This is a genomic window from Novacetimonas sp. GS1 (genome assembly GCF_036686925.1).
Classification (GTDB): domain Bacteria; phylum Pseudomonadota; class Alphaproteobacteria; order Acetobacterales; family Acetobacteraceae; genus Novacetimonas; species Novacetimonas hansenii.
Window position 1 is genome coordinate 1,596,555 of the sequence record NZ_VSZP01000001.1, and the last position, 23,948, is coordinate 1,620,502.

At 59.4% G+C, this 23,948-nt stretch carries 19 protein-coding genes and 2 tRNA genes; 16 read left to right on the forward strand and 5 right to left on the reverse strand.

The window, feature by feature from the left end; all coding sequences use genetic code 11:
* The first annotated feature begins 6 nt into the window (after positions 1–6).
* The 9 genes from nuoL (at position 7) to FYB92_RS07390 (ending at position 14,088) form a co-directional block, all read left to right on the forward strand.
* Positions 7–1,947, forward strand: coding sequence for an NADH-quinone oxidoreductase subunit L (gene nuoL, locus FYB92_RS07350; protein ID WP_332828406.1), 1,941 nt, complete (start codon positions 7–9; stop codon positions 1,945–1,947).
* 24 nt (positions 1,948–1,971) lie between these two features.
* Positions 1,972–3,396 (forward strand): NADH-quinone oxidoreductase subunit NuoN, encoded by a 1,425-nt coding sequence (gene nuoN, locus FYB92_RS07355; protein ID WP_003620711.1) that lies wholly within the window; start codon positions 1,972–1,974, stop codon positions 3,394–3,396.
* On the forward strand, positions 3,396–4,172 hold the full coding sequence (locus tag FYB92_RS07360; RefSeq protein WP_003620709.1) for a biotin--[acetyl-CoA-carboxylase] ligase: 777 nt from the start codon (positions 3,396–3,398) through the stop codon (positions 4,170–4,172). The genes nuoN and FYB92_RS07360 overlap by 1 nt, the downstream gene beginning before the upstream one ends.
* Before the next feature lie 348 nt (positions 4,173–4,520).
* On the forward strand, positions 4,521–6,164 hold the full coding sequence (locus FYB92_RS07365) for a ribonuclease J (RefSeq protein ID WP_062809066.1): 1,644 nt from the start codon (positions 4,521–4,523) through the stop codon (positions 6,162–6,164).
* A gap of 341 nt (positions 6,165–6,505) precedes the next feature.
* Positions 6,506–7,825, forward strand: coding sequence for a proline--tRNA ligase (gene proS, locus FYB92_RS07370; protein WP_062809915.1), 1,320 nt, complete (start codon positions 6,506–6,508; stop codon positions 7,823–7,825).
* A gap of 5 nt (positions 7,826–7,830) precedes the next feature.
* The gene (locus FYB92_RS07375) at positions 7,831–9,078 is read left to right on the forward strand and encodes a lipoprotein-releasing ABC transporter permease subunit (protein ID WP_332828407.1); all 1,248 of its coding nucleotides are present in this window, start codon (positions 7,831–7,833) and stop codon (positions 9,076–9,078) included.
* Complete coding sequence (locus FYB92_RS07380; protein ID WP_332828408.1) at positions 9,071–9,778, forward strand: ABC transporter ATP-binding protein; 708 nt, start codon at positions 9,071–9,073, stop codon at positions 9,776–9,778. Before FYB92_RS07375 ends, FYB92_RS07380 begins: the two co-directional genes overlap by 8 nt.
* A gap of 51 nt (positions 9,779–9,829) precedes the next feature.
* Positions 9,830–13,258 (forward strand): DNA polymerase III subunit alpha, encoded by a 3,429-nt coding sequence (gene dnaE / locus FYB92_RS07385; protein ID WP_062809064.1) that lies wholly within the window; start codon positions 9,830–9,832, stop codon positions 13,256–13,258.
* A gap of 458 nt (positions 13,259–13,716) precedes the next feature.
* On the forward strand, positions 13,717–14,088 hold the full coding sequence (locus tag FYB92_RS07390) for a hypothetical protein (protein WP_075595098.1): 372 nt from the start codon (positions 13,717–13,719) through the stop codon (positions 14,086–14,088).
* Between the two features lie 503 nt (positions 14,089–14,591).
* On the opposite strand, the gene FYB92_RS07395 is transcribed toward FYB92_RS07390, so the two are convergent.
* Both FYB92_RS07395 and FYB92_RS07400 read right to left on the reverse strand, forming a co-directional pair.
* Positions 14,592–14,828 (reverse strand): CsbD family protein, encoded by a 237-nt coding sequence (locus FYB92_RS07395; protein ID WP_048859340.1) that lies wholly within the window; start codon positions 14,826–14,828, stop codon positions 14,592–14,594.
* Between the two features lie 117 nt (positions 14,829–14,945).
* Positions 14,946–16,295 (reverse strand): MFS transporter, encoded by a 1,350-nt coding sequence (locus tag FYB92_RS07400; protein WP_408902346.1) that lies wholly within the window; start codon positions 16,293–16,295, stop codon positions 14,946–14,948.
* Positions 16,296–16,404: 109 nt separating this feature from the next.
* On the opposite strand from FYB92_RS07400, the gene FYB92_RS07405 reads away from it, so the two are divergent.
* The 5 genes from FYB92_RS07405 (at position 16,405) to FYB92_RS07425 (ending at position 17,965) form a co-directional block, all read left to right on the forward strand.
* Complete coding sequence (locus FYB92_RS07405) at positions 16,405–16,788, forward strand: tRNA-binding protein (protein WP_003620698.1); 384 nt, start codon at positions 16,405–16,407, stop codon at positions 16,786–16,788.
* Positions 16,788–17,273: a xanthine phosphoribosyltransferase gene (gene gpt / locus FYB92_RS07410; protein ID WP_003620696.1), complete on the forward strand. Its 486-nt coding sequence runs from the start codon at positions 16,788–16,790 to the stop codon at positions 17,271–17,273. The genes FYB92_RS07405 and gpt overlap by 1 nt, the downstream gene beginning before the upstream one ends.
* Before the next feature lie 184 nt (positions 17,274–17,457).
* Positions 17,458–17,534 (forward strand) — tRNA-Pro (locus FYB92_RS07415).
* Positions 17,535–17,555: 21 nt separating this feature from the next.
* Complete coding sequence (locus tag FYB92_RS07420) at positions 17,556–17,861, forward strand: ETC complex I subunit (RefSeq protein ID WP_003620694.1); 306 nt, start codon at positions 17,556–17,558, stop codon at positions 17,859–17,861.
* Positions 17,862–17,888: 27 nt separating this feature from the next.
* Positions 17,889–17,965: transfer RNA gene (locus FYB92_RS07425), tRNA-Arg, on the forward strand.
* Between the two features lie 79 nt (positions 17,966–18,044).
* Here the strand turns inward: FYB92_RS07425 and FYB92_RS07430 are convergent.
* Together FYB92_RS07430 and FYB92_RS07435 are read right to left on the reverse strand one after the other, a co-directional pair.
* The gene (locus FYB92_RS07430; RefSeq protein ID WP_081254521.1) at positions 18,045–18,737 is read right to left on the reverse strand and encodes a tyrosine-type recombinase/integrase; all 693 of its coding nucleotides are present in this window, start codon (positions 18,735–18,737) and stop codon (positions 18,045–18,047) included.
* A 431-nt stretch (positions 18,738–19,168) separates the two neighbouring features.
* The gene (locus FYB92_RS07435) at positions 19,169–19,621 is read right to left on the reverse strand and encodes a MarR family transcriptional regulator (RefSeq protein ID WP_332828409.1); all 453 of its coding nucleotides are present in this window, start codon (positions 19,619–19,621) and stop codon (positions 19,169–19,171) included.
* Between the two features lie 67 nt (positions 19,622–19,688).
* On the opposite strand from FYB92_RS07435, the gene FYB92_RS07440 reads away from it, so the two are divergent.
* A complete protein-coding gene (locus tag FYB92_RS07440; protein ID WP_332828410.1) occupies positions 19,689–21,203 on the forward strand; it encodes an FAD-dependent oxidoreductase in 1,515 nt (504 codons plus the stop codon).
* Positions 21,204–21,395: 192 nt separating this feature from the next.
* Positions 21,396–22,274, forward strand: coding sequence for an HNH endonuclease (locus FYB92_RS07445; RefSeq protein ID WP_139312491.1), 879 nt, complete (start codon positions 21,396–21,398; stop codon positions 22,272–22,274).
* A 400-nt stretch (positions 22,275–22,674) separates the two neighbouring features.
* On the opposite strand, the gene FYB92_RS07450 is transcribed toward FYB92_RS07445, so the two are convergent.
* The gene (locus FYB92_RS07450) at positions 22,675–23,802 is read right to left on the reverse strand and encodes an alkene reductase (protein ID WP_003620613.1); all 1,128 of its coding nucleotides are present in this window, start codon (positions 23,800–23,802) and stop codon (positions 22,675–22,677) included.
* Between the last annotated feature and the right edge of the window lie 146 nt (positions 23,803–23,948).

The window sequence follows — 23,948 nt, forward strand, 5'->3', positions numbered from 1 at the left end:
CGGATCATGCAAACGGCATCCTGCCTTTTTGAAATTGCGGTCTTCGCGCCGCTGGTCGGGTTCCTGACCGCCGGGATGGGGGGGCGCATCATCGGTGACGCCCTGTCACAGGCGTTGACGATCATCCTGATGCTTATCGCAAGCCTTGCTGCCATCGGTGCGCTGCTGATCGAGGGGCAGGGTGGTATGGTGACTGCCCTTGTCCCCGTGTCGGACTGGATCCAGGCGGGTAATTTCCATGTTTCGTGGGGATTGCGCATGGATGCGCTGTCGGTGTCCATCGTCGCCATGGTGTGCGTGGTTTCCACGCTCGTGCATATCTACAGCACGGGGTACATGGCGCATGAAACCATGCCGCGCTTCCGCTTCTTCTCCTACCTGTCGCTGTTTACGTTTGCGATGCTGATGCTGGTTACGTCCAATGACCTCATCCAGTTGTTCTTCGGGTGGGAAGGCGTCGGCCTCGCCAGTTACCTGCTGATCGGGTACTGGTACACGCGCCCGTCCGCTGCCGCGGCGGCGATCAAGGCCTTTGTCGTCAACCGTGTGGCGGACCTGTTCTTCCTGGTTGGTATTGCGCTGCTGTATGTTGAATTCGGCACGGTGACGTATGACGACATCTTTGCGATGGTGCCCACGCACATCAACGATGTGTATCACCTGTTTGGCGCCCATCGCGCCATCGAGGTGATCTGCATGCTGCTGTTCATCGGCGCGATGGGCAAGTCGGCACAGTTGTTCCTGCATACGTGGCTGCCGGATGCGATGGAGGGGCCGACCCCCGTATCTGCCCTGATCCATGCGGCGACGATGGTGACGGCGGGTGTGTTCCTGATGGCGCGGATGTCGCCGGTGGTCGAATTCGCGCCGTTGACGCGTGATTTCATCATCCTGATTGGCGCGACGACCTGTTTCTTTGCCGCGACCGTGGGGCTGGTGCAGCCCGACATCAAGCGCACGATTGCCTATTCCACCTGTTCGCAGCTTGGTTACATGTTCGTCGCGATTGGTGTTGGTGCCTATCAGGCGGCGATGTTCCATCTGACGACGCATGCGTTTTTCAAGGCGCTGCTGTTCCTTGGCGCGGGCTGCGTGATCCATGCCGTCCATGACGAACAGAACATGTTCCGCATGGGGGGGCTGTGGCGCAAGATCCCGGTGACCTATGTGTGCATGTGGCTTGGCAGCCTTGCGCTGGCGGGGATCTTTCCCTTTGCCGGATACTGGTCGAAGGATGCGATCCTTGATGCGGCCTGGATGTCACCTGCGACGATGGGGACCTATGGCTGGGTCATGGGCTGCATCACCGCATTCCTGACGGCATTATATAGCTGGCGCCTGATCTTCCTGGTGTTCCATGGCAAGCCGCGTGACACGCACCTGCATGAAGGCGCGCACGAAAGCCCGATTTCCATGACCGGTCCGGTCATCTTGCTGGGCTTTGGTGCGGTCCTTGGCGGCATCCTGCTGGCGCCGCTTTATATTGGCAAGGGACAGGTGGCGTTCTGGAACGGGGCGATTGCGAACGCGCCGGGTAACGACATCATCGAAATGATGGAACATGCGCCGGCGTTCATCTCCCTCGTGCCCAGTATCGCCGCCGTGGGGGGCATCCTTGTTGCCTATGTCTGTTACATGCTGCGCCCGGAAATCCCTGGGGCGTTGGCGCGTGCGCTGCGTCCGCTTTACCTGTTCCTGCTCAATAAATGGTATTTTGACGAAGCGTATGACCTGATTTTCATCCGTCCGTACAAGGCGCTGGCACGCGTGTTGTGGAAGGATGTGGATGAAGGCATGGTCGAGGGCATTCCCGAAGGGCTGGCCCGCATGACCGTGGCGTCGGCGGGGCAGGCGGTGAAGATCCAGACCGGTTCGATCGCGGTCTATGCCTTTACGATGCTGATCGGCCTGGTGGTGCTGCTGTCCACCATGCTGCTGACAAACTGAAGCCATGATGACGAGGGTGAACCTATGAACTGGACACTTGCTCTGCCTGAAATCGTGCTGGCGATATCAGGCCTCGCCATCTTGGTGTTTGGCGTGGTGCAAAAAAGGGAAAATCCGTTTTTCCCGTGTGCCATGCTGGTGATGGCGGCATTTTTCATAACCGGGCTGCTTGTGCTCTTCACGCCCGACGGTGTCGGGTACAACCATATTTTCGTAAATGACGACTTCGCGCGCTTCATGAAGGTCCTGTCACTGTGTGGTGCGTTCCTCGCGACCATGATGACCGTGGGCTATGCACGGGAAATGGAGGTCGCGAAGTTTGAATTCCCTGTCCTGATCCTGTTTTCCACGCTGGGTACGATGATGATGGCGTCGTCAGGCAACCTGATGACATTGTTTGTCGGGCTGGAACTGTCGTCACTTGCCATCTATATCCTGTGCGCCTTTGCGCGTGACCAGGTGCGCGCGGCGGAAGCGGGCCTGAAATATTTTGTCCTTGGTTCCCTGGCTTCGGGATTGCTGCTGTATGGTATATCGCTGATATATGGCTTTGCCGGCACGCTGGAATATGGCGGCTTGCAGACGGCGGTTGCGGGGACTGCGGCGCTGCCGACGGGATTGATGATCGGGATCGTCTTCATGCTGGTCGGATTGTCGTTCAAGCTGTCGGCGGTGCCATTCCATATGTGGACGCCTGATGTGTATCAGGGGTCGCCGTCCTCTGTAACGGCATACATGGCCGGTGCGCCCAAGATCGCGGCCTTTGCCGTGCTGCTGCGGGTGATGATCGGGCCGTTTGGGCATATGACGGAACAGTGGCGGCTGCTGATTGAACTGGTGTCGGTTGCATCCATGCTGTTCGGTTCCATCGCCGCGATTGCGCAGACGGATATCAAGCGGTTGATGGCGTATTCCTCCATCGGGCATATGGGATATGCCATGATGGGCATGGCCGCCGCGACGCCAGAGGGAACGCGTGGAACCCTGGTCTATCTTGTCACCTACCTGTTCATGAATGTCGGCGCATTTGCGGGTATTGTCGCGATGCGGCGCAAGGGCTTTGCCGTGACGCGCATTTCCGACCTGGCCGGACTGGGCAAAACCGCGCCGGGGATGGCCGCGGCGATGGCCATTTTTATGTTCAGCATGGCCGGTGCGCCGCCGCTGGCTGGATTTTTTGGCAAATTGATGGTTTTCTATGCGGCCATCAACGCGCATCTGTATGCGCTGGCGGCGATTGGCGTCATCAGCAGCATCATCGGTGCCTATTACTATGTCCGGATTGTCAAGGTGATGTTCTTTGATACGGCGGAGGAAGCCTTTGATCGTCCGCCCGTTTCCCTGTCGTTCATTTCCGTGGGCATGGGGCTTGTGACGTGTCTGTTCATCGTGGTTCTGGGGCCGGTTTCGACTGCGGCGCAGGCTGCGGCGCAGGCATTGCTGAGGTAATGCGTCCCATCACGGATGTTACGATCGTGGAGGTGCCACGGATCCATGCGGGTCCGTGGCATCTTGAAATTCATGGGGAACTGGGCTCTACATCCGACCTGTGCCTGCAACGCGCGCGGGAAGGGGCAGCCGGGGGGCTGGCCATCCTTGCGCTGAAACAGACACAGGGGCGGGGCAGCCGTGGGCGCGGATGGGTCGATCCGGGCGGCAACCTGTCGATGTCGGTCCTGCTGCGTCCGGACCGGGATACAGCGCCGGTCGGGCTGTGGCCATTCATTGCGGGGCTGGCTTTTTACGATGCCCTGGCCCCATGGGTGGGGCCGGGACATGTGCTTGGCCTGAAATGGCCCAATGACCTGCTGCTTGACGGGTGCAAGATGGCGGGCATCCTGATCGAAGCCGGGGATGAGGGGGACGGGCGGTGGCTGTCGCTGGGCATGGGGGCCAACCTGTGTGCCGCCCCGGTGATCGAGGGACGCGAACTTGCCTGCATGGCGCAGGCCGGTCCCGTACCCGATGTGGGACAGGTGGCGTCCGCCGTGCTGACGATGCTTGACGTCTGGATGGCACGATATGCGACCGACGGGTTCGGGGCCATCCGCACGGCATGGCTGCACCGTGCCCACCCGGTCGGCACACCGGTGCGCGTTGTGTCCGCCACGGGGACGATCTGCGGAACGTTCGCAGGCATTGGCGGTGACGGGCTGCTGCTCTTGCGCACGCCAGACGGTCTCCGGCACATATCCACGGGCGAGGTCCTGCTCGGTCGCGCGTGACAGCGCATGTGGCATGGCATGCAGTCGTGGATCGTATGCGATGGAACGGCCGGAATTCATAATGCGTTTGAGCATGGGGGATTACATGTTAATCCCTTATACCCATATTGATGGGTATAGAGGGTCATACGACCTGCGTTTGAGCCCCCGCTCCCGCCGACGCACCGCCACAGGCGGTCGTCATGGGGATGTGGGTGTGGCTTCGCAGGGGGGATTGACCGTGACGCGCGGTGGCGTCGGGTAAGGGTTTTGCCCCGGGGCGGGGCACATTGGAACGGAATTCTGGTGGGGGGTGCGCCCCTGCCTGTCTGAAAACGGAAATATGAACAGTGAACAGAAGGGTATCATATGAATGACATGACTGAACTGGAATTTCTCCCCCTGGGGGGAACAGGCGAAATCGGGATGAATCTCAATCTTTACCGTCAGGGCGAAAGCTGGCTGGCGGTAGATTGCGGCATCGGCTTCAGCGGCAACGATACGCCCGAAGCTGAAATCCTTCTGCCTGATCCGGTTTTCATCTCCGAACGGCGCAAGGATCTTGTCGGGCTGGTCATCACCCATGCGCATGAGGATCATCTCGGCGCGGTGGCCCATCTGTGGCCGCAACTTGGCTGCCCGGTCTATGCCACGCCGTTTGCCGCCGCTGTCCTGCGGCGCAAGCTGGGGGAGGCGCAGTTGCTCCAGCAGGTGCCGATCCATACGATCCCGACCGGTGGCGCGTTCCGCGTGGGCGAGTTCGACCTCAGCTTCATTCCCGTGACCCATTCCGTGCCCGAGGCACAGGCCCTTGTCCTGCGCACGCCGCAGGGGATCGTGGTCCATACCGGTGACTGGAAGTTCGATCCGAACCCGCTGGTGGGACCGCCGACCGATATTGCCGCGTTCGAGGCGCTGGGCCGTGAAGGCGTGTTGGCGATGGTGTGCGACAGCACCAATGTCCGCACCGAAGGCCCGTCGGCATCCGAAGCGGATGTCCGCCAGGAAATGACGAAGCTGATCGCGACGCTGGAGGGACGGGTCGCGGTGACGTGTTTCGCCAGTAATGTCGCGCGCGTGGAGACGATTGCCAAGGCTGCGAAGGCCGCCAACCGTGTCGTGGCCGTCGTGGGCCGGTCGCTGCGTAATCTGGAGGTCGCGGCGCGTGAGTGTGGCTATCTTTCCGACGTCGCGCCGTTCCTGTCGGAGCAGGAAGCCAATTCCGTTCCTGACGATCAGATCCTGCTGATCGTGACCGGCAGCCAGGGCGAACCACGTTCTGCCCTGTCGCGCATCGCGGTGGATACGCATCCCAACATTTCGCTGGGCGAGGGGGATAACGTCATCTACAGCAGCCGCATGATCCCGGGGAACGAGCAGGCGGTCATTCAGGTGCAGGACAACCTGACGCGGCGCGGGGTCAACGTGATTACCGATCGTGACCATCTGGTGCATGTATCGGGCCATGCGACGGGGGGCGACGTGCGCCGTCTGTATGCAATGGTGAAGCCGAAATACCTTGTCCCTGTGCATGGCGAATGGCGTCACCTGACGGCCAATGCCGCGATTGCGCAGGAACTCGACATCACGCCGATCCTGCTGGAGGATGGCGATATCCTCAATATGAAGGATGCGTCCTTCGATGTTGTCGATACCGCGCCGACCGGGCGGCTTGTCCTTGATGGCGGTCGCCTGTTGCAGATGAATGGCGGCGTGCTGTCCGCGCGTCGGCGCATGCTGTTCAACGGTGTCGTGCTGGGTAGTTTTGCGGTGGATGAGGAAGGCTACCTGATCGGGGACCCGAAGGTCAGCGCGCCGGGCCTGCTGGATGCCGAAGACCCCGAGACCGCGCGCGTGACGGAAGAGTTTGGCAACGCGCTGGATGAAATTCCTGACGAACTGCGTGAAAATGACGTGACGTTCCGTGATGCGGCCAAGACGGCCCTGCGCCGTGCGCTGGGGCGGAAGCTGCAGAAGCGTCCGCTGGTGGACGTGCATCTGCTGCGGGTCTGATGGTGTCGCATCCTGTCACGTAATCGGCGGGGTGGTGAATTTGAAATGGCAGGGGACAGCGCACCGTCTCCTGCCATTTCTTTTTTATAGGACGTTTTTTCCCTAAACCCGGCGGCGTTTTCGACACTCGGATCGTGGCGACAATCTAGACATGGCCCACGTGGCGTGTCACCTGCCTCACGCGGATGTTGAACGGCGCGGAGGGGCGTTTTCGATCACGCTTGGGTGTGGTGATGCAACCCGCCGCCACATGTCGTGCATATGCCCCATTCCACGCTTCATATTATTGGGTTACGGTTCGCGCCATCTGGATCGGTTCTGAATATAAGGTTGATACGCACATGCGTCTGTCACGCAGTTTTCTGCCCACACTCAAGGAAAATCCCGCAGAGGCGCAGATCACCTCGCACCGCCTGATGCTGCGGGCTGGCCTGATCCGCCAGACTTCCGCCGGGATTTATGCGTGGCTGCCAGCGGGCCTGAAGGTCCTGCGCAACATCGCCAACATCGTGCGTGCAGAGCAGGACGCCATCGGGGCACAGGAAATGCTGATGCCCACGTTGCAGTCTTCCGAATTATGGAAGCGTTCGGGGCGTTATGACGCCTATGGGCCGGAAATGCTGCGTATCCGTGACCGCCATGAACGTGACCTGCTGTATGGACCCACGAACGAGGAAATGGTGACGGACCTGTTCGGGCAGGTGGTCAAGTCTTATCGCGAACTTCCGCAGGTATTGTATCACGTGCAGTGGAAGTTCCGTGATGAGGTGCGTCCCCGTTTCGGTGTGATGCGCGGGCGTGAGTTCTATATGAAGGACGCCTACAGCTTTGATGCGGATTATGATGCGGCTGTGGATTCCTACCGTCGCATGATGCTGGCCTATCTGCGCACGTTCCAGCGCCTGGGTGTAAAGGCGATCCCCATGGTGGCCGATACCGGGCCGATCGGCGGTGAACTCAGCCACGAATTCCTCGTCCTTGCCCCCACGGGCGAAAGCGGCGTGTTTTTCGATGGCGCGTTTGAGGAACAGGACTGGCTTTCCGAAGAGGTGGATATCGCCGATCGTGCCTCGCTGGCGAAGTTCTTTGCGCGCATGACATCGTTCTATGCCGCGACGGACGAGAAGCATGACGAGGCGCAATGGGCCAAAGTCCCTGTCGAGCGTCGCCGCGAAGGGCGCGGGATCGAGGTGGGGCATATCTTCCACTTTGGCCGCAAATATACGGAATCGATGGATATTTCCGTCAGTGGTCCCGATGGCGCACCGCTGTTCCCCGAAATGGGGTCATACGGCATCGGCGTTTCGCGCCTTGTCGCCGCGATCATCGAGGCCAGCCATGACGAACAGGGCATCATCTGGCCTGAAACGGTTGCTCCTTTCGGTGCTGTCATCATCAACCTCAAGAACGGCGATGCGCAGTGTGACGAAATCTGCGAACGGCTTTATGCCGCAGCCCCTGACCGGCTGCTGTATGATGACCGTCCAGAGCGCGCGGGCGTGAAGTTCGCGGATGCCGACCTGATGGGCCATCCGTGGCAGGTCATCGTCGGGCCGCGCGGGGCGAAGGCCGGGGTGGTGGAGCTGAAGAACCGCGCGAGTGGCGAGCGCAGCGAACTGCCGGTTGATGCGGTGCTGGCCCGCATTGGCGTGGGCACCTGATCCGCATGTTCGGTCCCTTTGAACGTGCCGTCGCCGGGCGTTACCTGCATGCCCGGCGGGGGGAGCGGTTCGTGTCGGTCATTGCGATCTTTTCCCTTGTGGGGATCGCGCTTGGTGTCGCGACGCTGATTATCGTCATGTCGGTCATGAACGGGTTCAAGGCCGACCTGCTGGGGCGGATACTGGGGCTGAACGGGGATCTTAGCGTCTATGGCATTTCGCGTACGATTTCCGACTATGACGCGCTGGCGGGGCGGATACGCAAGGTGCCGGGGGTCGAAAGCGCAAATCCCCTGATCGAGGCGCAGGTGCTGCTTAATTCTGGGGGCTATAACGCCGGTGGCCTTGTGCGCGGGATGACGCAGGCTGACCTGCAGGGGCTGAAGGAAATCAGCGGGTCGCTGGTGGCCGGGTCCCTGGATGAATTCGGGTCGGACGATACCATCGTCGTCGGCACGACCCTGGCGGAGCGCGCGGGCCTGAGTGTAGGCGCGCGCCTGACGCTGGTGTCACCCAATGGGGCGGCGACGGCCTTTGGCACGATGCCACGTGTCCGGGCCTATCGCGTGATTGCGATTTTCGATGCGGGCGTGAATGATTACAACGCCAGCTATGTTTTCCTGCCCCTGCACGCGGCGCAGATCTATTTCCAGATGCCGCGGCAGGTGACGCAGATCCAGGTCATGACCCATGATGCGGAAAATGTCGGTCCCATCCGCGCGAATATTGAACAGGCGCTTGGTGGCACGCAGGTGCGCGTTATGGACTGGACACAAAGCAACAACGCCTTTTTCGGTGCGGTGCAGGTGGAACAGAACGTCATGTTCCTGATCCTGACGCTTATCATCCTTGTCGCGGCGTTTAACGTGATTTCGTCGCTTATCATGATGGTCAAGGACAAGACGGCTGATATCGCCGTGCTGCGCACGCTTGGGGCGACACGGGGGGCGATCATGCGCATCTTTCTGATGTGCGGGGCGTCGGTGGGCGTGACGGGTACCTTTGTGGGGACAGGGCTGGGAATCGTGTTCTGCCTTAACATTGAACATATCCGTCAGGGATTGCAGAAGATCACCGGCACCGACCTATTCAATCCGGAGGTGTACTACCTCGAACACCTGCCGGCAAAGCTGGTGTGGGCGCAGGTGTTCGAGGTGATTGCCATGGCGCTTGTGCTGTCGCTGCTGGCGACGCTGTATCCATCATGGCGGGCGGCGCGGACCGACCCGGTGGAGGCCCTGCGCCATGAATGAACCGATGTCCTCCCTGCCGCTGAGGCTTGAGCAGGTCAGCCGTTCCTATCGCAGTGGGGAGGAAACCTTGTGCGTCCTTGATGGCGCGGATCTGGTGCTGCATCCGGGCGAGATCGTGGCCCTTGTCGCGCCGTCGGGCACGGGTAAGTCCACGTTGCTGCATCTGGCCGGGCTGTTGGAATATCCCGATGCGGGGCGCGTGGTAATCGACGGTGTTGATGCCGGGCGGCTCAATGACATGCAGCGTACGGAAATCCGGCGTGATCGCATTGGCTTCGTCTATCAGTTCCATCATCTGCTGGCGGAATTCACCGCGCGGGAAAACGTTATCCTGCCGCAGATGATCGCAGGTGTGTCGCGCCGCCATGCGCGTGAACGGGCCGACGAACTGCTGGGTGCGTTCGGGCTGTCGCACCGGCTGGATCACCTGCCGGGCAAGCTGTCGGGGGGGGAGAAACAGCGCGTGGCCATTGCGCGTGCGTTGGCGAACCGTCCGCGCATCCTGCTGGCGGATGAACCGACCGGCAACCTGGATGTGCAGACATCCGACACGGTGTTCGACGCGCTGATTGCGATGGTGCGCGATCATGGGGTCGCGGCCCTGATCGCCACACATAACATGGACCTTGCGGTGCGCATGGATCGTATCGTGACATTGCGGGATGGGCAGTTGGTGGAGGTCGCGCCCACCACCGCATAACCGGCGCATGGGGCGTTGCCGCACCCTTGCACGCTGCGATAGAATGCGGGCATGTCCCATGCCAATTTCATCCACCTGCGTGTCCATTCCGCCTATTCGTTGAGTCAGGGGGCGATCCGCGTTCCTGAAATCATCAGCCTTGCGCATGAAATGCGCATGCCCGGTGTTGCAATTACCGATACGGGCAACATGTTCGGTGCGCTGGAATTTTCGCAATATTGTTCCAAAAAGGGGATACAGCCCATCATCGGCTGCCAGATCGCACTGCCTGCGCGGTGTGACAAACCCGGCAGCCCCGCCGAACCGATGGTCCTGCTGGCGCGGAATGAAACCGGCCTGATGAACCTGCAATACCTGTCCTCGGCCGGGTTTTTGCAGCATGAAACGGATGAACCGACGGTACCGCTCGACATACTATGCGATCGTGCGGACGGGCTGTTCCTGATGACGGGCGGCACGCGCGGGCCGCTGTTTCGCATGCTGGCCGAAGGGTTGGAGGCGGATGCCGCGCGGCTGCTGGCACGACTGCATGCGGCATTCGGGCGGTATATGGCGGTGGAACTGCATCGTCATGGCCTGTCGGTCGAACGTGCGGTGGAACCGGGGATGATCGCACTGGCGGATCGTGCGGGTATTCCGCTGGTGGCGACGAACGAATGTTTCTTTCCCCGACCGGATATGTACGAGGCGCATGATGCCCTGCTGTGCATTGCGCAGGGGCGTACGATGGCTGAACAGGATCGCTGGCGTGTAACGCCCGAACACTGGTTCAAGCCGCCGCACATGATGCGTGAACTGTTCGCGGACCTGCCAGAGGCCTGCGACAACACGCTGGAAATTGCGCGCCTGTGCGCGATCAAGGTGGAGACGCGCAAACCGTTGCTGCCGGTCTGCCCCAAGGTGGCGCCCGGTGCGACAGAGGATGAAACCTTGCGCAGCATGGCGCGCGACGGCCTGGAACGTCGCCTTGCGCGCATGGATATTGATGAACAGACACGCCAGACCTATGAGGAGCGGTTGGCTTTCGAGCTGGATATTATCGCCCGTATGGGATTTCCGGGCTATTTCATGATCGTTGCGGACTTCATCCAGTGGGCAAAGGCGCATGACATTCCGGTCGGGCCGGGACGTGGGTCGGGTGCGGGATCGCTTGCGGCATGGGCGCTGACGATTACGGATATCGACCCGATTCCGTTCAACCTGCTGTTTGAACGGTTCCTTAATCCCGAACGCGTGTCGATGCCTGACTTTGATATTGATTTCTGTCAGGACCGACGTGACGAGGTCATCCGTTATGTCCGGCAGGAATATGGCCCCGACCGTGTGGCGCAGATCATTACGTTTGGAAAGTTGCAAGCCCGCGCCGCAGTGCGCGACGTGGGGCGGGTGCTTGGCCTGTCGTTCGGCATGGTCAACAAGGTTGCCGAACTGATCCCCAATAACCCGGCCAAGCCTGTTACCCTGAAACAGGCAATCGACGGGGAGCCACGTCTTCAGGAAATGCGCGACAATGACGAGACATTGCGCCGCCTGATGGAAATCGCCCTTCAACTGGAGGGGCTGTTCCGGCATGCCAGTACGCACGCAGCCGGTGTCGTGATCGGGGATCGTGAGCTTGTGGAGCTTGTGCCGCTGTATCGCGATCCAAAAAGCGACATGCTGGTCACGCAGTACAACATGAAGTTCGTGGAGCAGGCGGGACTGGTCAAGTTCGACTTCCTTGGCCTGACAACCCTGACGATCCTGCAACGCGCGGCGCAGTTCCTTGAGCGGCTGGGCGTGACAGTGGACCTTGCCGCATTGCCGCTGGATGATGCGCTGACCTATGACATGCTGGCGCGCGGTGATACCGGCGGGGTGTTCCAGTTCGAAGGGGCGGGCATGCGCGACGTGCTCAAGCAGATGCGCCCGACCCGGCTGGAGGATCTGATCGCGGCGGTGGCGTTGTACCGACCGGGTCCGATGGCCAACATCCCCGATTATTGCAGGCGCAAGCATGGGGAGGCATGGGAGCCCCCGCACGAGGAAATCCGCGATATCCTGTCCGAGACCTATGGCATCATGGTCTATCAGGAACAGGTGATGCAGATTGCGCAGAAGATGGCCGGCTACAGCCTTGGCGGTGCGGATCTGCTGCGTCGTGCGATGGGCAAGAAGATCCGTGCGGAGATGGACCAGCAACGCGTGATCTTTACCGAAGGGGCGACCAAGCGCGGTATCGAGCATGACAAGGCGGTCGAGGTTTTCGACCTGATGGCCAAATTCGCCGACTATGGCTTTAACAAATCCCATGCCGCAGCCTATGCGCTGGTGTCGTACCAGACGGCATGGATGAAGGCCAATCATCCGGTGGCCTTTCTGGCGGCATGCATGTCTCTGGCGCGGGAAAAAACCGAAAAGCTTGCGGCCCTGCGGCAGGAGGCCGAGCGTCTGGGCATCAAGGTCCTGCCGCCAGACATCAATGCGTCGGATGCGGATTTCACGGTGGAAAAACTGCCGGATGGGGAATATGGCATCCGTTACGCTCTGGCGGCGGTCAAGAAGGTGGGGCTGAGTGCGATGCAGGCACTTGTCGCCGTGCGTGGCGAACGCCCATTCGCCGATATGACGGATATTGCCGCGCGCATCGACCCGCGGAATGTGAACAAGATGCAGTTGGAAAACCTGGCACGTGCGGGGGCGTTCGACACCATCCTGCCCAATCGTGCGCAGGCCTGTGCCGCAGCCGAAACGGTGTTGCGCCGTGCGCAGTCCCACGCGCAGGAGGCCGCAAGTGGCCAGATCGGCCTGTTTGGTGGCGGGGGGGAAGCCACCGCGCAAGAAACATTGCGCCTGCCTTCGGTCCCGGACTGGCCTGAATTCGACCGCCTGAACATGGAGGCCGACGCCATCGGCTTTCACCTGACGGCCCATCCCCTGGATTCCTATGGTCCGTTGATGCGGCGTCTGGGCGTTGTGAAATCCACCGGGCTGGAGACTGCGGCGGCCGCAGGCATTACGCGTGTGAAAATCGCGGGATGTGTGGTCGATCGCAAGGAACGGCCAACACGAACCGGTAACAAGATGGCGTGGGTCCGCCTTTCGGATGCCAGTGGCGGGTGCGAGGTCACATTCTTTTCCGAAGTCCTGTCCCGCTCGCGCGAGATCCTGAGCGCGGGGAATGCAGTTGTTGTAACGGCGGAACTGCGACTGGATGGGGAGGCATTGCGCATTACCGCGTCCGATGTGATGGAACTTGAACAGGCAGCGGCAGATGCTGCGGCTGAATTGCGGATATGGTTCGACCGTGCGGATGCCATTGTGCCCATCCGTGATATCCTGCAGGGACATAGTGGGGGACGCGGGCGTATTATCCTGCTGCCTTCGGTGGCGGAAACGCGGGATGTGGAGGTAACGTTAGGCGAACGTTACCGTGTGACGCCACGTATCGCGCAGATGATCAAGTCGATTGAAGGTGTGGGCCGCGTTGAACAGTTTTAGAGACTGTTTCAAGAATTGGACCAGTAATGCGCTGAAATCATAAGAGACTGTTTAGAAAGTCAGGCTTGATAACATACTGTAATTATAAAGGTTTTTTGGTGAAGCTTTTTCTAAAAAGCTTCAGAAGACGCCGCCTTTTTGAAAAAAAGACGGCACCCAAAAACTTTGCTTATTTTTTATCAATGATTTGGGTTCAAACAGTCTCTAAAGATTTGTGGAGAGTTAAAGGCAACGTCTTTTTAAACCCTTTCTTTCAAATCTTTCACGTTTCCTTGTCTAGCCCGGTCGTGTCAGAGCTTCGACAGGGTTTGTCGGGTGTGCGCATGACAGGTTCCAGTCCCCGCGCGTATCGCGCGAGAGTGTGAACAGCCCCGTCCCGGTCCGTGCGAAACTCCTTCATATGAGGCGACGTTCATCACAGGTCATCCGATGTAATTCCCAGAAAGGGGAGACACTCAATGACCGAATCCAATTTCTTTACCCGTGCGGGTGATTTCCTGACCGGTGCGACGGGCGATCAGTCGGGCCTGATTACCGTGCTCAATGAAATGCTGGGGCCCATCACGCGCAAGGACCAGCCCACACGGCTGGAGACGCGTTCCCGCACCCCCGATGTGTTCGATGCCGTGTCACAGTGGCAGGAGCGCGACAATCCTGCACCTACGACCGAAAGCATGATCCATGCCCTGTTTTCCCCTGAGGAAATCAGGAAATTTTCGGAGGAGACTGGTTTGTCTTCTCCCGCCGCGATGGAAATCCTGAAGGTGATCGTGCCCCTGTGCGCGCGCGATCGTAAAAAGCGGCAACTGCGCGCATCTGATACTGCCTGAACGCTCCGACCGGGGAGGGGAAGATGAAAATTCCATCTGTATATCTGGTGTTTCTGCCATGGCTTATGCCCGTTTCCATCGCCGGTATGGGAATGGGATGGCATATGGAATGAAGGCAGGGGCTATGGCTCGTGCCATTCCACGACCGCTCTGTGCATCTTCATGCACAGAGATCGGTCATAGGTCACTTCTGTGCCTGTAGGGCATGTGGGATCAGGCGGATTGGGGTGGAGACGCATATCGCGGGAGGGCATGTCCTTTTCCGCCTTCCATTGGCAGGTGCGCCTGCGGGTATCAGGGGGGCAGTGTGTTTTCCATCCGGATTGATGTGCATCATGCACACTGTCCGAACATGCACTGATGAGGATTAAGGTCTTTTTGGAAAATGCAGAAATATTCTGTAGATCTAGGAGATTGCCGACTGCGTGGCCTTTCCATGGAAAAGCCCCGACCTGCATGCGCAGTGCCGGGGCCATTGTAAGGGGGAAATGCCGAACGCGGCGTTACTGAAAGCGGATCAGGTGGGCGCGGCGGTCCCGTCCCAGGTCATAGGCCCCGCCCTGTTCAAGGATGGCCTGGTGGATACGGTCCACCCGTTCGGTATGGCGACGGCCGCGACGTTTCTGCGCGATGCCCCGCGCCTGAAGGTTTCTGCTGCCGGCAGCACGTCCAATTTCGTGTTTAAGCTGCCCCATCAGAATATTCGTTTTTGCAAAGAGCATGTCCGTGAACTGATACATGTCACCTTCTCCTTGATGGTGGCCGCACTTTGATGGGCGTCCATCACAAGATGAGCATAACGCATTCCTGATATGCAATAAAAAACATACTCGTGGAGCGTGTAATTTTGTTGCGGATCAGTCCGCATGGATATCATCCAGCCGGTCGAGGCGGCGCAGGCCGGGAAACATCCGCATCCACAGCAACGTGACCACGATGGTGCCCGCCCCGCCCAGCGCCACGGCCTCCACCGGGCCGACAAGTGATGCCAGCATCCCGCTTTCGAATTCCCCCAGTTGGTTGGATGACCCGATAAACAGCATGTTGACGGCGGAGACGCGCCCACGCATGGAATCGGGCGTGCGTAGCTGTACCAGCGCCCCACGTACGACCACGCTGATGACATCGGCCGCCCCAAGGACCGCCAGCGCAAAGATCGACAGCGGCATGGAGGTGGAAAAGGCGAAGACGATGGTTGCCACGCCAAATGTCGCGACGGCGGCGAACATGAAGGCGCCCGCATGTTTGTTGAGTGGTTTCCACACAAAGAACAGGGCACACGCGACAGCCCCCATGGCCGGTGCCGCCCGCAGCAGGCCCAGCCCGGTGGGGCCTGCATGCAGGATGTCGCTGGCATAGACAGGCAGCATGGCCGTCGCCCCACCGAGGAGCACGGCGAACAGGTCCAGTGAAATCGCCCCCAGCATGTCGGGGCGTTCACGCATGAAATGCCAGACCTCCATGAACATGGAAACCGACAGCGGCTGGCGTGCCCGTGCCATGTTGCGCAGGGGAAGGAGGAACGTGCCCAGCATGGCCATGCCAAAGCCAAGCGCGCAGACCATATAGCACACGCCCGCCCCCGCACCGTAAAGCAGCCCCCCCACCGAAGGCCCCGTCACCGCCGCCGCCTGGAACAGGGAGGATGAGACCGCGGCGGCGCGTGGAAACATGTGCGGTGGCACGATGGAGGGAAGGAAGGTCTGCTGGCATGGCATTTCAAATGCCCGCGCCGCGCCGAAGACCATGACCATGGCGTAGATCATGCCCGGTGTCGTCCATCCCCCGAATGCGGCGATGGCCATCACCAGTGCGGAGGTGGCCTCGACCGCCTGGCATGTCATGGCGATGCGGCGGCGGTTCATATGGTCGGCCGCATGTCCCGCCACCATGGTCAGGCAGATCATGGGCAGGAACTGCGCCAGTCCCACCATCGCAAGGGCGCGCGCGCTGTGGGTCAGGGCATAGATCTGCCAGCCCACCGCCACCGCCTGCACGCATGATGAAAAGGAAGATGACGTCCGCGCCATCAGGAACGCCAGAAGGCCGGGATGATGCACCAGCCGGCCTGGTGGCGGTGTGGGGGTGCCACCGGCGCAATCCCCTGCAATGTTGTGCGCGTCGGGGCGCGCATTGGCGGTGTTGGTGGCGTGGGCCGGCGGGGGGATGTTTCCCGGTGGGGCGGGAAAATTCTTCGATCGCGTCATGATGCCCTAAGCTATAGCAGCCAGAGGGGTGAATTCGACACGAATTCCCTATCGAAAAGGAATGATCGCAGGTTTACAAGATGACGCGAACACAGGCAGAAACATTCCCATGACAGACCTTGCGCAGCCCCCCGTACCGGACATGTCCGCACCGGATGTTTCCGCCGGTGCCGGGATGGACGGGCACCTTGATATCCGGGTCGGCACGATACTGGAGGCAAGCCCGCTTCCCGATACGTATCGTGACACCTATCGGCTGCGAATCGATTTCGGGCCGCATATTGGCGCACGCACGTCGGCCGTGCGGGTCAATCACCGCTATACGCCATCACGGCTGGCGGGGCGGCAGGTCTGTGCGATTGTCAATGTGCCGCCACGCCAGATCGGCCCGTTCCGGAGCGAGGTCCTGACCCTGAGCATGCGTGACCAGAAAGGGGAGGCGGTATTGATCCGTCCGGACAGTCGCGTCCCCGACGGAGGAAAACTGTTCTGATGGCAACCAGTTATGCAACTGTTACGTGGGACCAGCTTCATCGCGACGCCCGCCAGTTGGCGGCGGAGCTTATGCCGCGTGGCCCATTCCGGGGGATTGTGGCGATTACGCGCGGCGGCCTGATCCCGGCTGCGATCATTGCGCGGGAACTGGATTGCCGCCTGATCGAGACGGTGTCCGTCGTCACCTATGACGAGGAAAAGCAGGGCAGCGCGACCGTCATCAAGCAGCCGGAGGCCGCAGGCGACGGGGAAGGTTTCCTGATTATCGACGATCTGGTGGATTCTGGCGTTACGGCGCAGGTCGTGCGCGGGCTGCTGCCCAAGGCGCTGTTCGCATGCCTGTATGCGAAACCTGCCGGCCGGTCCCTGACGGACCTGTTCGTGGTGGAGGTGCCGCAGGAAACATGGGTGCTGTTCCCGTGGGATACCGCGCCGCTGTTTATCCCGCCCCTGGCACGCAGGGATGATACCCCCAGATCCTGACCCAATCTGGCGCGGTGGCATGGCATAATATGTGGCGTTATACGTGGCGTTCACGGGAATGCGTTGTCGTCACACCGTGTTTTCATGGCCGTGCGGGTTGTCATCAAAGGGGGCAAAGCGATACTTTTTTCAATAAGGTGCTTGCCAGCGCGGCCAATGACACATAGTTTCCCCCACATGGTGACGGGGCGTGGCGCAGCCTGGTAGCGCGCGTGTTTTGGGTACACGAGGCCCCCGGTTCGAGTCCGGGCGCCCCGACCACCATAATGGGAGATCGTTTTAATGCGTGCCCGGATTTACCAGGAAGCAAAGACAGCCACACAGTCGGGTCAGGCCAATACCCATACATGGGTGCTGGAATATGGTCAGACGCAGCCCCGGCATGTTGATGCCCTGATGGGATGGACCGGCAGCCGCGATACATTATCGCAATTGCGCCTGCAGTTCCCAACACAGGATGCTGCCGTCGCCTATGCCCGGCACAATAATATTGGCTATGATCTGGAACTGCCTGTTCCACGTGTGCGCAGGCCCAAGGCTTATGCCGATAATTTCCGTTCCGACCGTATCCAGAACTGGACGCACTAGCTTCCATCTGGCACAAGGCGGTGCTCCGCGCCCTTAGCTCAGTTGGATAGAGCAACAGCCTTCTAAGCTGTGGGTCGTTGGTTCGAATCCAACAGGGCGCGCCATTTTTCAATGACTTAGCCTTCAAAAAAAGTTTGCACGATTGGCATGTGGTTTGCAGATGGTGTGCACATGCATCATGGGTCATCCCAGACGTCCGCGTGTTGCTGCAATCGAGACGACCTTGCTGATCTTGCGGTCCTGGTGCCGCTCCCACAGTTGCATGCCAGCGATCGCGACCTCGGTGCGTCGGGGCAGGTACGTGTCGATGATTCTCTGGCAGTAGTCGATGCCGTGACCGCTGATGGAGGCGATCTGGGGTGTCGTGGCCCCCGCCTCGGCCAGGCGCACGATCCCGGTGCGGCGCAGGTCACGGCGCTGGCGATGATTTTCCTGAAGGTGGGCGCGGACTTCGTCCTTCGTCAGGCCCTCTTTGAACAACTGCTTCGCCGTGCTGAACGCCATCTGTCGCACGACCTGGTCCCACGCACGGCTGAAATTGCGTCGGGCCCAGGGCCGGCCCGTCGGGCTTGGCACCAGCAGTCGGGGGGCAGGGCTGCCTGTCCGGCCGACCCTCCTGCCGGTCCTGCCTGGCGTTTCCTGCTCGATCTGTCGCATCCGTTCACGGATGCGACTCGCCAGCCTTTCATGGATGGGAACATCCAGCAGCGTGCCCGTCTTGGACTGGCGCAGGGCAATGAACAGGCGCCCATTGCGTTCCGAAATCAGCGACGCATCCATGGACAGCACGTCGCTCGGTCGCTGAACGGTATAGAGCAGCAGCATGTAAGCCAACTGGAGTGTCGGCCGGGCGCGCTCTACAAACGCGTCCTCCATTTCATAGCTCCAGATCTGTAGTCGAAACACGCGCGACGCGCACGATCAATCGCCCATTGAGAAACGCCTTTCCATTAAGCTCCTCGTTGAACATCGTATTGTCGTTGTAAGACAGTTCCTTCAAAGACTCCGGCTTGGTGCCCGCGTGTGCAGCAGACGGCGCAAAGCAGGCTTAGGATAGCGCGGATCATCAATAATGCCTTTGTAAGGTATAAAAACGCATTATTCTTTATTTGTTCTGAATTCTGCACTCAGTATCAACTGATGCATCCTGTGTGCGGTGATGCCTGCTTTATGAAAAATATCCGATACGAGTGAACGTCCGACATGAAAGCGTTTATCGCCTGTCTGTTTCGTAATTGAAGACGACATACAGCTTTACAAGAGAAGCAAGCGACTTTGATTTTGATGACAGATTTGCACTGGAGTTATCATCGCATCAGATCGTCAGCAAAGCGCCGCAAAAGTGTCCTCAACTGATCGAGGTCTTCATCGGTCCAATCGGCGAGAATGCGGTCCGCCAGTCTCTGACGGGCCGCGTTCAGTAGGTCGATCATTTCCTGTCCCTTTCCAGTCACTGTCGCTTCGCGAACACGCCTATCCGTTATGGATGGCTTGCGCTCAATAAGATCCAGTTCTTCAAGCTTGCTCATTTGTCGGCTGATCGTCGTATGATCACGCCCAGTACGGTCCGCGAGCTCGACAACGCCGATAGGACCGTAACGCCATACCCGTGCCAGAAGCGGGAAAAGGGCGCGATCCAGAGGAATTCCGGCTTCTTCGATCAGGCGATCGTCACGGCGGGGGCGGTTGATTTCATCGACAAGGTCAATGATCGCGGTATGCAGCCCGCACAGGATTTCAGAATCGTGTGCATTATTCACGTTTATCGTTGCCTTTGGTATCAATGCCATATACGTGAATAATACACATTGATTCGTGGAGTTGCCAGTGTCTTTCGATACAGACGTCCTGATCTCGGGTGCGGGGGCCGCAGGCCTGACACTTGCCATCGACCTCGCCCGACGCGGGGTTTCGTTCCAACTGATCGAGCAGAACGCGCAGCCGTTCAACGGATCGCGCGGCAAGGGCATCCAGCCCCGGACGATGGAGATTTTTGAAGATCTTGGCTTCGTTGACCGTATGGCCGCAGCAGGCGGCCCCTATCCACCACTGTGTCAGTATCGCCCTGATGGAACCCATACGACGTCGCTTCTGACGGAAGCGGACGTCTTCCCGACCGCAGCCGAGCCCTATGCTGCGCCGCTGATGCTGCCGCAGTTCGCAACCGAGGCCGTCATGCGGGAGCGGCTTGCCGAACTGGGCCATCATCCCCACTTTGGGATACGGCTGACCGGGTTTGAACAGGACGCCAATGGCGTTACGGCAAGGATCGAAGGGAAAGGCAGCGAGCAAGTTATCCGTGCCCGCTTCCTTGTTGGAACCGATGGTGGCCGCAGTTTCGTGCGTCATGCATTGGCGATTGATTTTCCGGGAGAAGCACTGGGTGTGCGTGCGATCGTTGCCGACGTGCGGCTGGAAGGGTTGGATCGGTCCGCCTGGCATCGTTTCCAGCTCGATACGCCCGCGACACAGGTGATGATCTGTCCATTGGCGGGAACGGACCTGTTCCAGCTTCAGGCCCCCGTAGCCATGGATGGAGAGATCGATCTGTCTCCGGCCGGGCTGACTGCGCTCATCGGGGCCCGGACTGGCAGAGGGGACATTATCGTCCGCTCCGTGTCCTGGTCCTCGGTCTATGTAATGAGTGCCCGTCTGGCCGATCGTTACAGGGTTGGGCGGGTCTTTATCGCGGGGGACGCCGCGCATGTGCACCCGCCAACCGGTGCTCAGGGTCTCAATACCAGCGTTCAGGACGCCTATAATTTCGGCTGGAAGCTGGCCTCCGTGCTTGCGGGTGCACCAGAAGCGCTGCTCGACAGCTACGAGGCGGAGCGCCGGCCGGTCGCGTCGAACATGCTGCGTCTCTCGACGCGACTGCTCGGTGAAGCAAAGCAGGGCATCATGCGGCGTGATCGCGAGGCGCGGCAACTCGACCTCGGCTATCGCGGTTCATCGTTGAACGTACCCGGTTCGGTGGGCGGCAAAGTGCAGGCGGGCGACCGCGCACCCGATGCACCCTGTCGCGGACAGGGTGGGCAGCGGACACGGCTGTTCACGGTTTTTAAAGGGCCTTACTGGACCTTGCTCGGCTATCAGCCACGTGACCGCCCGTCGGGCATCGCAGGGATCCGTATCGTCACCGTCGGCGCGGGGCAGGAACTCGTCGACGATAATGGCCATATTGCCGAGGCATACGGGATCGACCCCGGTCAGTGGGTGCTCGTGCGTCCAGACGGTTACATCGCCGGGATTTTTTCCTCCGATGGGCTTGAACCGCGGCTTTCGCAATATCTCGTGCAAATGCTGCTGTTACGCCCGGTTGATATGTTTGAAGGGTCATGATTGGGGGGGAGAGGAAGGTCCGTTGACGGACATGAGGGAGAAAGATGCAGCCATTCACAGGCATGGTGCCTGAGACCACTATGCACCCCGAACCGGTCATTCCTCCGCTCTGTCGAAGCTTTCTAAAGCGGGCATCACGCTGTGGTATGGGGGAGCGCAAACCATACCACATAAGAAGCAGATAGGTTACGCTTGCTGCATAACGGCTGGATGATAAACATCGGCGTGCCAGCTGAGCGATGCTTGGCGATTCGAATTAATGAGCGAGGAAATCAGTTGGCTCGTGTTGAGATGAGATGGTTCACGCAAGTTTTCCAGCAGCTCCGTGAAAACGAAAGGGCTAGTCGTCATCTGGGCGGCCCACTGTCGTTCCCTGAAAGCTCTCACCTAGTCGGAATGCTCGTCAAAGCTGATCTGGTTGCTGTCGTTGGGCAGAACCCTATCCAGATCAGCGTGACATCCTCGTTCCAAAATAAAAATGACGAAGCCCTCGTGAATAAACTCAAAAACGTTTTGAGTGAGGGAGTGAAATTCTCTACCCCCGTCAAAAAGGCCGAGAGCCAGATCACTGGTTGGACTTTTAACTCAATGGGAGATGAGGTCGTCGGATACAGGATGTTGGGTAGTAACACTTACGAGCGGGACGCCGAAGACGAGGTCGAACGTACTAAACACCAAGCCGAAATATCGCGAAGACCTGGCCAGACCGAGTTCTCAGAGCGAATTCGTAGAAACTATGGTGGTAGATGTGCCATCACAGGCTGCAAGACTGCGGCTGCACTTCAGGCTGCACACGTCAGAACAATCGATGGTGCCGATTTAAATGCCTCCGAGAATGGGATCCTGCTCCGTTCGGACATCCACGCATTGCTCGATGCGTTCCAGATTACGTTCGAAGCGGGCGGCGCGAAACTGAAGAAGAGTCGATACTTAACAGACAAAACCTATGCTTTCTTGGACGGTGCAAAAATCAGGAAGCCGGTTGAAGGTGGTCAGCTTTCGCATCAGAGCATTACAGACCACCGCAAACGTTTCGAGGCGGCTGAGTGCAAAAAGCAGTCCAGGAAGTAGTGTACAATACCGTCGGATATGGTACATCGAACACCGGGCAATCAGCACCTATTCAAACCGCATTTTAACATGATCTCAGCTATTCCAAATATCTATCCAAAAGCGGCCAGTCTGCTCCCGGCCTAAAGCGGCCACACAAATCCAACCTTGCGATGTCTGCTCTGCAAGAGGTGGCGAAAGTCTTGAAGGCGAATGCCGCCTGTCTGTTCCACGCTCCTTAAACGGACAGGCAGTTCAGGAGGGGGCGGCTATTGGTTCGAGGTTACCCAAAAAAAGCCATTCACAGTTTTTATTTGAATGACAGCGGCCGGGCACAAGCTATCTGAAACAATCAGGGCGATTGCTCTTGAGATCGGGTCTGTAAAGGAATGATCGGGGATTAACCCGATCATTCTTTGTCTCATTGGTCTTCGAAAGCAGGATAATCGACAAACCCCTTCGTATCGCCGCCATAGTACGTTGCACGATCGGGTGTCGCCAGTGGCCAACCATTCTGCAGTCGTGCCACCAGATCCGGGTTCGAAATAAAAGGCTGCCCGAAGGCCGCCAGGTCGATAGTACCATCCGCGATCAGGGTTTCGGCACGTTCCCGCGTCATGCCCCCGGCCAGGATCAGTGCCGTCGTCGACAAATGCGGGCGGGCTTGACGCATCAGGGCGTGGATTCGATCCGATACCGGGACCGTCGATCCCTCGTCATAGAAAAAGCCGGTCTGGTCCATGATGTGAACGTAAGCGATCCGACGCCGACCTAAAGCCGCCATCAGCGCAGCATAGGTTTCCTCGATCGCATCGTAATGTGCCATGTCAAACAGCTTGCCGAAAGGGGACAGACGAATTCCCGTACGCTGGGCGCCGATGCGCGCGATTACGGCATCAACCACTTCGAGAACGAAGCGCAGCCGATTTTCCAGCGTGTCGGCAGAATAGCGATCGGTTCGATCGTTGACGGTTGGGTTGAGGAATTGCTCAAGCAGGTAGCCGTTGGCGCCATGGATCTCGACACCATCGAAGCCCGCGTCGATCGCATTGGCGGCAGCGGTGGCGAAATCCCCGACGATACGCGATACTTCTCCGGTAGCGAGCTGACGGGGCGCCGGGGTTGCCACGAAGCCTGGCTTGCCATCCTCGTCATAGCCGAACGCCGTCGCGCCCTTCGCGATTAACGAACTCGCGCTGACGGGTGTCGCGCCATCGGTCTGGATTGACGGATGGGAGACGCGGCCAACATGCCAGAGCTGCGCGAATATCCGGCCACCTAACGAATGGACGGACTGGGTGGTCAGTCGCCATCCGGCTATCTGTTCTGGCGTGAAGATTCCCGGATTAAACAGATAGCCCTGCCCCTCGCGCGAGATTGGTGTGCCTTCGCTGACGATCAGCCCTGCCGTTGCGCGCTGTGCATAGTAGAGAGCGATCGTGTCGGTTGCGATGTCATTGGGCGCGCGGGAGCGGGTCATAGGCGCCATCACGATGCGGTTGGCCAGCGTCGTGCCGGCAAGATCGAAGGTGGAGAACAGGTCGGTCATGGCTTTCCTCGGATGAGTGGCGGCAATTATGTCCAACTGGGCGCGCCATTTTTCAATGTTCTGGCCGTGAAATTCCCCGATCATGCGGGTGCATGGGCTGAACGTAGTCCCTTTGCAGCATGATCCATTATGAAGCGAGTGTTGGG